This is a genomic window from Phyllobacterium sp. GQ127, assembly GCF_059758635.1.
On sequence record NZ_JCAXDZ010000031.1, the window covers coordinates 1 to 387 of the forward strand.

The 387-nt window shown below is 53.5% G+C and carries 1 pseudogene; it reads right to left on the minus strand.

The window, feature by feature from the left end:
* Window positions 1-218 precede the first annotated feature (218 nt).
* Window positions 219-387: pseudogene (locus AC6CHM_RS25130) on the minus strand (gluconokinase); the annotation flags it as partial.

Below are 387 nucleotides of genomic sequence, written 5' to 3' on the forward strand. Positions count from 1 at the left end.
ACAAAATACACCGCTACAATCCAACACACAAACACAGCGCCAAGCCGCAGCAATGCACCAATGTGGCTGCAACCCGCAAGCCACAGTGCCAAATGTCGGCGCAAACCCCAAACCGGCCAATCAAAAACGACGGTCAAGCACAACCGGACACAAACAGTTCAGACGGTCGCGATCCGAATTGCGTCCCTGGCCAGAACAGCTTGACCCCAGTCACTTATCTAAACTCTAAGCCGCCGTAGCCAGCCAACGCTCGCACCAACAATTGCGTCAATGCTCCGTGACACATCCTGGCGAAAAACCAGATCTTCCCCAACAGGCGATTCCAACGTTGAAAGCTGACTGTCCAACATCGAAACCGGCATAAAATGACCCGTGCGCTTACCCATG